Below are 8,074 nucleotides of genomic sequence, written 5' to 3'. Positions count from 1 at the left end.
CCGGCCCCCGGGTCTCCCCGCGCCCCCGCCCCCGGGCCCCCCCCCCCGCCCCCGGCCACCGATCACCGGACCGGAACCGACTCCCCACCCAGGTCGCGCTGTTCCTCGATCGCCTCCGGTGTACCCGGCACCTGGGTGCCGCGCAGCGAGACGCCCTTGGTCTCGATGAGGAAGTAGGCGGCGACCAGGCCGACCAGGCAGGCGCCGAACATGTAGTACGCCGGGAACAGATGATCGCCGGTAGCGTCGATGAGCGCCTGGTTGACCACCGGCGCGGTACCACCGAACAGCGAGGTCGCCACGTTGTAGCCGATCGCCACGCCCGCGAAGCGCACGATCGTGGGGAACATGGCCGGGAAGGTCGCCGAGATGGTCGCCAGCTGCGGCGCGTAGAGCAGGCCGAGGATCGCGAAGCCGGCGATCGCGCCGGTCAGCGAACTGCCGATCAGCTTGTACACCGGGATGACCATGATCATCAGCGCCGCGCACGAGAACATCCACATCGGCCTGCGGCCCACCCGGTCGGAGAGCGCGCCGAGGAACGGCAAGGTCACCAGCATGGCGATCTGGCCGATCAACGGGACGAGCAGCGCGTCGGATTCCTCCATGCCCAGTGTCGTTCCCAGGTAGGTCGGCGTGTAGCTGAGCAGCGAATAATTCACCACATTCAGCGCGATAACCAGCCCGAACAGGGTCAGGACGGGACGCAGGTATTTCGTCACCAGATCGCGGTAGACGCCGGTCACTTCCTCGATTTCGTCCTTGCTCTCGACCTCGCGGAATACCGGCGTGTCCTCCACCCGGTTCCGCAAGTACATACCGATCAGACCGAGCGGCGCGGCGATGAGGAACGGCAACCGCCAGCCCCACGATTCCATCGCCGTATCGTCGAGAATATTCACCAGCAACAGGGCGACAAGATTGCCGAGCGTGAATCCGGCCAGGGTGCCGACTTCGAGAAAACTGCCGTAGAAACCGCGTTTGCGGTCGGGCGCGTATTCGGCCATGAATGTCGCGGCGCCGCCGTATTCGCCGCCGGCGGACAATCCCTGGACCATGCGCAGCAGGTAGAGCAGGATCGGCGCGGCGATGCCGATGGCCTCGTAGCTGGGGATCAAGCCGACCGCCAGGGTCGAGGCCGCCATCAGCACGATGGTGGTGGCGAGCACGCGTTTACGGCCGATCCGATCGCCCAGTGGCCCCCAGATCATGCCGCCGATGGGCCTGATCAGAAACGACACCGCGAATCCGAGCAGGGTGTAGACCACACTCGATCCCGTCCCGTCGCCGGGAAACAACGACGCGGCGATATACGTCGCCAAGTAGGCGTAGACGCCGTAGTCGAACCATTCGACCGCATTTCCGATCGCCGATGCACCGATGGCACGGTGCAGCACCGATTTCGATTCCTGTGACATCCACAAACCTCTCGTCGTCGCCCCCTCGGACTACCCGGCGATTTCACCGGGCAAACGTTGCGACTATGCGAAGGAGCCCCGCGCAAGCCTCTACACAGCGGAAATGCCGCTGCAATTCGGGTTTTATCTCCCACTGGCCCTGGTGCGCCGCGGCCCCGGCTGACCGCTCAGGCGAGGGCGGCGAGTTTGCCTGCGAGAAGGGACTTTTCCCGTTCGTTGCCGCAGAGCCGCACCGCCTCGGCCAGCGCGTCACGCGCCTCGTCGGTACGGCCGAGCCGCGTGAGAAGCTCACCGCGGACACTCGGCAGCAGATGCGAATTCGCCAGCGCCCCCTCGGCGGCCAGTGCGTCGACGATGGGCAGCGCGGCGGCGGGCCCGTCCGCCATCGAGACCGCCACCGCCCGGTTCAGCTCCACCACCGGTGACGGCGCGAGCCTGCCCAGCGCTTCGTAGAGCAGCACCACCCGATCCCAGTTCGTCGCCTCGACCGACGGTGCGACAGCATGACATTCGGCGATCGCGGCCTGCAATCCGTACGCGCCGAGCCCCTTCCCCACCTCGGCGGCCTTGGCCAGCGCGGCCCGGCCACGCCGGATCGCGGACCGGTCCCAGCGGCGTCGATCCTGCTGTTCGAGCAGCACCGGCTGCCCGTCGGGGCCGGTTCGAGCGGGAAACCGCGCCGCGGTCAGCTCGAGCAGCGCCAGCAGCCCGTACACCTCGGCTTCGTCCGGCATCAGCCGGGCCAGCACCCGCGCGAGTCGCAGCGCCTCACCAGCCAGGTCGAACCGGATGAGATCGCCGCCCGCGCTGGCCGACGACCCCTCGGTGAAGATCAGGTAGATCACCCCGAGCACCGATCCCAGCCGGACGCGGCGTTCGGCGACGGGCGGCACCTCGAACGCGACCTCGGCCGCGCCGAGCGTCTTCTTCGCCCTGGTGATCCTGGCCTGCACGGTCGCGGTCGGCACCAGGCAGGCCTTGGCGATCTCGTCGCTGGTCAGACCGCCGACCACGCGCAATGTCAACGCCAGCCGGGCTTCCCGCGACAGCACCGGGTGACACGAGATGAACATCAGGGCGAGCACGTCGTCGTCGATCTGGTCGGGATCCCACAGGACCTCCGCCGCCGCCCGCGCCGGGTCGGCCGCCTCGCCACCGGTCAGTACGCCACCTTCGCCGAGAGTGCCCGCGAGGGTGGCGTACCGCTCGTCGAGGGCGGCGCGGCGCCGGAACGCGTCGATCGCGCGGCGCCGTCCGACGGTGAGCAACCACCCGGCCGGTTGCCGTGGCACGCCGTCGCGCGGCCACGTCACCAGTGCCTCGGCCAGCGCCTCCTGCGCGAGATCCTCGGCCATCGCGAAGTCTCCGGTATAGCGGGCCAGCGCGCCGACGATCCGGGCCGATTCGATCCGCCAGACGGCGGCCACGGCCTCCCGGCCGGTGTGGTGGGTCATCGTCGCTGTGCTCAGAGCTGGCCGGTGGCCTCGCGCCAGGCGCGTTCCTTCACGATCCAGGTATTGTCCTGCGGGAATTCGTCGATGCTGGGGACCCGGCGGATCTCGGTCTTGACGCCCGGGCCGGTCATCGGCATCCGCTTGGCCCATTCCACCGCCTCCTCCTTGGAGGCGACATTGAGGATGTAGTAACCGCCGAACAGTTCCTTGGTCTCACCGTAGGGTCCGTCGGTGACGACCGGGGGTTCCGAGGCGTAGTCGACGACCACCGTCTCGGCTGCGTCGTCGAGGCCCTCGGCGGCGACGAGCACGCCGGCCCGGATCAGTTCGTCGTTGAACTTGCCCATGGTTTCCAGGATCTCGTTGAAGTCGAGCTGGGCGGTCCTGGCCCAGGCGTCGTCGGTCGCGCGCATGATCAGCATGTACTTCATGGTGTGTCTCCTCGGGGTAGGTGCGGATTCTTCGTTCATCCCTAGGTCGAACGGGCCACGACACCGATCGACAACCGATCGAAACTTTTTCCACGATTATTTTCCGCAGCCTACGACGGCGACCGGGCCACCGCACGATCGCGAGTCCCCGATCCGGGTACCCGCGACGGCTCGGCGTGATACATGTCGAAGGGACCTGTCACGCGACACAGCGGACGGGCAGAGATTCAAGGAGTCCATCGTGAGCGCAGTCCTCGTCGAGCAACGCGAGCATGTGCTGGTCGTCATGATCAACCGGCCGCAGGCCATGAACGCGGTCGACGCCGAGGTCAGTACCGGTGTCGGCGAGGCGCTCGAGCAGGCCGAGGCCGACGCGCAGATCCGGGCCGTCGTGCTCACCGGCGCGGGCGAGCGCGCGTTCTGCGCGGGCGCCGACCTCAAGGCGATCGGCCGCGGTCAGGGGATTCTGGCTCCGGGACACGAGGATTGGGGCCTGGCCGGGTATGTGCGTCACCCGATCAGCAAGCCGACCATCGCCGCGGTGAACGGCTTCGCGCTCGGTGGCGGTACCGAACTCGTCCTCGCCAGCGACCTCGCCGTCGCCGCCGAGACCGCCACGTTCGGCCTGCCCGAAGTCGCCCGCGGCCTGTTCGCGGCCGCCGGTGGCGCCTTCCGGCTGCCCGAGCAGCTGCCGCGCAAGGTCGCCATGGAGATGATCCTGACCGGCGAACCGATCACCGCGGCCCGCGCGCTCGAGCTCGGGCTGATCAACCGGGTCGTCCCGGCCGATCTCGTCCTCGACGCGGCCCTCGAGCTGGCGGGCCGGATCGCCGCGAACGCGCCGCTGGCGGTGCAGGCGAGCAAGCGCGTCGCGCTCGGTCTGGTCGACGGCAAGATCGCCGACGACGCGGCCTGGGACCTCACCAACCGCGAGATCATGGGCGTCGCGCGGACCGAGGACGTCCGCGAGGGCACCCTCGCCTTCGCCGAGAAGCGCAAGCCCAACTGGCAGGCCCGCTGACCGCGATGCGGATTCTGATTCTCGGCGCCTCGGGTTTCGTCGGCAGCGCGCTGCACGCGCAGCTCGGCGAACACCACGAGGTCGTCGGGACGAGCAGGTCCGGGAACGGGCTTGTCCCCCTGGATCTCGCCGATGCCGATGCGGTCCGCGCGCTCGTCGCCGACCGCATCGACGTGGTGATCCACACCGCCGGGATCGTGGATCTGGCTACCGCCCAACGGGATCCGGAGGCCGCCTACGCGGCGAACGTCGCACCGATGGCGACGCTGCTCGACGCAGTCGACGACGCGGGCGCGAAACTGGTGTACCTGTCGACCGACAACGTCTTCGACGGCACGCGCGAGCACTACGACGAAATCGCCCTGCGCACCCCGATCAATGTCTACGGCTGCACCAAGGCCGCCGCCGAACAGCTGGTCCTGGCCCGCGCCGGGCACCTCGTCGCCCGGCTCCCGCTGGTCTACGGGCGCAGCCCGCGCTCGGACAAATTCCTCGCCCGCTTCGCAGCCCCGGCCATCGAGGCTCGCACCGATATCGTGTGCAATCCGCTGTATCTGCCCAGCCTGGCGCCCATGCTCGCGCACCTCGCGGACGAGACCGGCGTGGTCCACCTGGCCGGTGCGGAGACGGTGAGCCGCTACGAACTGATGACCCGCGTGCGCGACCGGCTCGGCGCACCGGCCCGAATCGTGCCCACCGACAACGATTCCGCGCCACCGGACTGCCCGCGACCGCGACGGCTGGTCCTGCGCAGCGTCCGGCACACCCTCGCCGGACCCGGCATCGACGCCGCCCTCGACGACCTCATCGGCCCTGCGCCGACGCCTCCGCCTGCGCGCTGATCGCCGTCCCCATCCACCGGCGCAGGTAGCGCCGCAGTTCGTCGTCGCTGCGCGGCGGATTGCCGGGTGAGAGAAAGAACGACTGCATGGTGCGCAGGGTGTATTCGACGAGTTCGCGCAGCGCCGGTTCGTCGTATCCGTACGCGTCCCAGTCGACATCGAAGCGCCGGATCATCGTCATGCCGAAGGCCTGCGCCTCGTCGGAGGTGAGGCTGTCGGGGTGGGCGTTGGAGTACGAACTCGACAGCAGGATGCCCAGGTGCGGGGTCCGGCGGACCTCGGTGAGGGTGTAGACGACGGCCTCGACCATCGCATCCGCCGGGTCGTCGAGCCCGCGAACGTGCGCGGTCAGCCGGTCGAGGAAACCGTCGACCGAGGCGATGGCCGCGGCCGTCATCAGCGCGTCGGCGCTCGGGAAGTACCGGTAGACGGTCTGACGGATGACACCGAGCGATTCCGCGACGTCGGCGATGCTGATCTCCGCTCCGGTCCGGCCGATGAGATCTACTGCCGCGGCGATGATCCGGCGCGCGGCCTCCGCATCATCCGCCGGCGGACTGCCACCCCATCCACGTCTGCGCGCCACCGGGTGGACGCTAGCACAACCCCAGGTCACGGCGAATTCCGCGAAAGTGATCATACACTCGAAGGCTCATTCGTATGATTGCCTCATCACCCGAGCGGCAGGCACACGCCCGAACAACGAGGTACTCCACCGTGACCGACCTTCATGTCCGCAAAATGGACTTCGCCTTCTCCGACTACGACGTGCCGTTCCTGTGGAATCCACAGAACCCGGCGTTCTCCTCGATGGCCAATGCCGTCTCGTTCCTGGCGATCGGCTTCGAGAAGATGATCGTGCAGCTGATCACCCAGGCGAAACCGCAGATCACCGACCCCGAAGTGGCCGAGGAAGCCGACGCGTTCATGCGTCAGGAGGGCCAGCATTCGACCGCCCACCGCCAGCACGTCAAGGCGCTGATCCGGCGCTATCCGGGTCTGCAGCAGACCCTGGACGCGGTGATCGCCGAGTTCGACAAGCTCACCGCGAGCACCCCGATCAAGTACCGCCTCGCCTACACCGCCGATCTCGAGGCGACGTTCACGCCGGTGTTCAAGCTGATGCTCGACAACGACTCGACCCTGTTCGCCCCCGGCGACGACCGGGTCGCCTCGCTGTTCATCTGGCATTTCGTCGAGGAGGTCGAGCACCGCAGTTCGGCGCTGATCATCTTCAACTCGGTGGTCGACAGCGAGCTGTACCGGATGCGGGTGGCGCCCTCGATCTTCCGGCACGTCCTGCAGGTGATCCGGGTGGCCTGCGCGGGCTTCAACGAGCATGTGCCGCTGGCGGATCGGCAGGTCGACGCGCTGTCGATGTTCGCGAACTACCGTCGCGGGCAGACTCTGCGCCGGTTGCTGCCCGGGCTGAAGCCCGTCGACAACGGCACCATGCCACGCGCGTTCGACGATCTCGGCCTGGGTGAGCAGCTCGTCGCCCTGGGCGGCATCATCCGCAGCCAGATGCCCCGGCACAATCCCGCGCACGAGAACCTGCCCGCGCTGGCCGACGAGTGGTTCCGCCGCTACGACGAGGGCTACGACGTCACCCGTTGGTACACCGCCGATTCCGTCAGTTCGTAGGAGGGCCGCCCGATGGCCGAACACTGTTCACCCACCTTCGCCGAGCTCGCCACCCAGCTCGGTTTCTCCTGCGAGGAAGCGGGCGGTCTCGTCGAGTTCCGCAGTCCGTTCGCGCTGGAGAACTGGACGCTGCCGGTTCTCGAGATCACCATCGTGCTCGGCGCGGTGCTCGCGCTCTGGTACGCGATCGTGCGCCTGCGCCGCCACCGCGACCCCACCGATCTGGTCCTGTGGTTCGGCGCGACCGCCTACCTGTTCGTCATCGAGCCGCCGCTGTACTTCCCGGCCGCGTTCGGCATCGAGGACCATGTCGACACGATGTTCGCGCACAACGTGTTCACCGTCGACTTCCTGTGGGGCCGATTGCCGATCTACATCGTGGCGATCTATCCGCTGATGGCCACGCTGGCCTTCGGGATCGTCCGGATGCTCGGCGTCTTCCGCCGGTACGGCGTACTCGTCGGCGCGATCTGCGTCGGTTTCGTGCACCACGCGTTCTACGAGATCTTCGACCATCTCGGGCCGCAGCTGCGGTGGTGGGAGTGGTCGGTCGACAATCCCATCAATCAGCCGATGTTCGATGCGGTGCCGATGGGCAGCGTGGTCGTGTTCGCCGCGCTGTGGCCGATGTCGCTGGCGTTCTGCGTGCAGTACTTCGTCGGCCGTCAGGTCGATCAGGGCCGGGACTTCGCCGGCGTCGAATTGGTCTGGCGCACAGTGGTGATCGGCCTGCTCGCCTCGGTCGGCACCTTCCTGCTCCCGCTGCCCGCGACCGTGCTCGGCATGAGCAACACAACGGTGCGCGGCGTGGTCTACGCGCTGGAACTGGTCGTGCTCTCGGTCGTCGCCGCGGTCGTCATGGTTCGCCAGTGGAAGCGACTGCGTGCGGGTGGCGCGACGGGTCCGCGCTATCTCAACCCGTTCGTCCAGCGCTACGCCATCGTCTATCTGGTGGTGATGGCCGTCCTCTGGATCACCGCCCTGCCCACGTTCTTCGACGCCGTCGACGGTGAGACGAGCAACGGCGATCCCATCGGAAATCTCTGGTACACACTGGCCTGCTTCGGTATCGCCATCCTGTCGATCCTGGCCACGTTCACCGTGCCGCGAACGGACTCCGAGCAGAACGAGCCGCCGGTGCAGAGCAAGGCGGCAACCGGCTAGCTCGGTCGCGGGGGGGGGGGGGGGGGGGGGCGCGCGGCGGGGGGGGGGGGCGCGGCCGGGGCGGGGCGGCGGGCGGCTCGCCCGCGGCGGGCGCGGCGGC

8 protein-coding genes are annotated in these 8,074 nt (G+C 68.3%); 4 read left to right on the top strand and 4 right to left on the bottom strand.

Features of this window, described 5'->3' with window-relative positions; genetic code table 11:
- Nucleotides 1–62: 62 nt before the first annotated feature.
- The 3 genes from ACFWPJ_RS03505 to ACFWPJ_RS03495 all read right to left on the bottom strand — a co-directional run bounded on the left by ACFWPJ_RS03505 (nt 63) and on the right by ACFWPJ_RS03495 (nt 3,303).
- Nucleotides 63–1,418, bottom strand: coding sequence for an MFS transporter (locus ACFWPJ_RS03505; protein WP_378846593.1), 1,356 nt, complete (start codon nt 1,416–1,418; stop codon nt 63–65).
- A 167-nt stretch (nt 1,419–1,585) separates the two neighbouring features.
- The gene (locus ACFWPJ_RS03500; protein WP_378846590.1) at nt 1,586–2,872 is read right to left on the bottom strand and encodes an RNA polymerase sigma factor; all 1,287 of its coding nucleotides are present in this window, start codon (nt 2,870–2,872) and stop codon (nt 1,586–1,588) included.
- Between the two features lie 11 nt (nt 2,873–2,883).
- The gene (locus ACFWPJ_RS03495) at nt 2,884–3,303 is read right to left on the bottom strand and encodes a YciI family protein (protein ID WP_378846587.1); all 420 of its coding nucleotides are present in this window, start codon (nt 3,301–3,303) and stop codon (nt 2,884–2,886) included.
- 238 nt (nt 3,304–3,541) lie between these two features.
- Between ACFWPJ_RS03495 and ACFWPJ_RS03490 the strand changes: the two genes are divergently transcribed.
- Together ACFWPJ_RS03490 and ACFWPJ_RS03485 are read left to right on the top strand one after the other, a co-directional pair.
- Complete coding sequence (locus ACFWPJ_RS03490) at nt 3,542–4,324, top strand: crotonase/enoyl-CoA hydratase family protein (protein ID WP_378846596.1); 783 nt, start codon at nt 3,542–3,544, stop codon at nt 4,322–4,324.
- Between the two features lie 5 nt (nt 4,325–4,329).
- Nucleotides 4,330–5,166, top strand: a complete 837-nt coding sequence (locus ACFWPJ_RS03485) for an SDR family oxidoreductase (protein WP_378846585.1) — start codon at nt 4,330–4,332, stop codon at nt 5,164–5,166.
- Here ACFWPJ_RS03485 and ACFWPJ_RS03480 read toward each other — a convergent pair.
- Complete coding sequence (locus ACFWPJ_RS03480; protein WP_378846583.1) at nt 5,129–5,752, bottom strand: TetR/AcrR family transcriptional regulator; 624 nt, start codon at nt 5,750–5,752, stop codon at nt 5,129–5,131. The genes ACFWPJ_RS03485 and ACFWPJ_RS03480 overlap by 38 nt on opposite strands.
- Before the next feature lie 131 nt (nt 5,753–5,883).
- Between ACFWPJ_RS03480 and ACFWPJ_RS03475 the strand changes: the two genes are divergently transcribed.
- Both ACFWPJ_RS03475 and ACFWPJ_RS03470 read left to right on the top strand, forming a co-directional pair.
- Nucleotides 5,884–6,810: a metal-dependent hydrolase gene (locus tag ACFWPJ_RS03475; protein ID WP_378846580.1), complete on the top strand. Its 927-nt coding sequence runs from the start codon at nt 5,884–5,886 to the stop codon at nt 6,808–6,810.
- Between the two features lie 12 nt (nt 6,811–6,822).
- Entirely contained in the window at nt 6,823–7,974 is a 1,152-nt protein-coding gene (locus ACFWPJ_RS03470) for a hypothetical protein (protein ID WP_378846578.1), read from the top strand.
- Nucleotides 7,975–8,074: the final 100 nt, after the last annotated feature.

The organism is Nocardia sp. NPDC058497, assembly GCF_042720195.1.
Classification (GTDB): Bacteria; Actinomycetota; Actinomycetes; order Mycobacteriales; family Mycobacteriaceae; genus Nocardia.
The sequence above is the reverse complement of the archived record's forward strand: the minus strand, read 5'-3'. Positions and strand labels throughout refer to the sequence as shown.

Coding starts and splice junctions, on each gene's coding strand:
- ACFWPJ_RS03500 (WP_378846590.1), bottom strand. CDS start 2,872: ATGACCCACCACACCGGCCGGGAGGCCGTGGCCGCCGTCTGGCGGATC.
- ACFWPJ_RS03470 (WP_378846578.1), top strand. CDS start 6,823: ATGGCCGAACACTGTTCACCCACCTTCGCCGAGCTCGCCACCCAGCTC.
- ACFWPJ_RS03485 (WP_378846585.1), top strand. CDS start 4,330: ATGCGGATTCTGATTCTCGGCGCCTCGGGTTTCGTCGGCAGCGCGCTG.
- ACFWPJ_RS03495 (WP_378846587.1), bottom strand. CDS start 3,303: ATGAAGTACATGCTGATCATGCGCGCGACCGACGACGCCTGGGCCAGG.
- ACFWPJ_RS03505 (WP_378846593.1), bottom strand. CDS start 1,418: ATGTCACAGGAATCGAAATCGGTGCTGCACCGTGCCATCGGTGCATCG.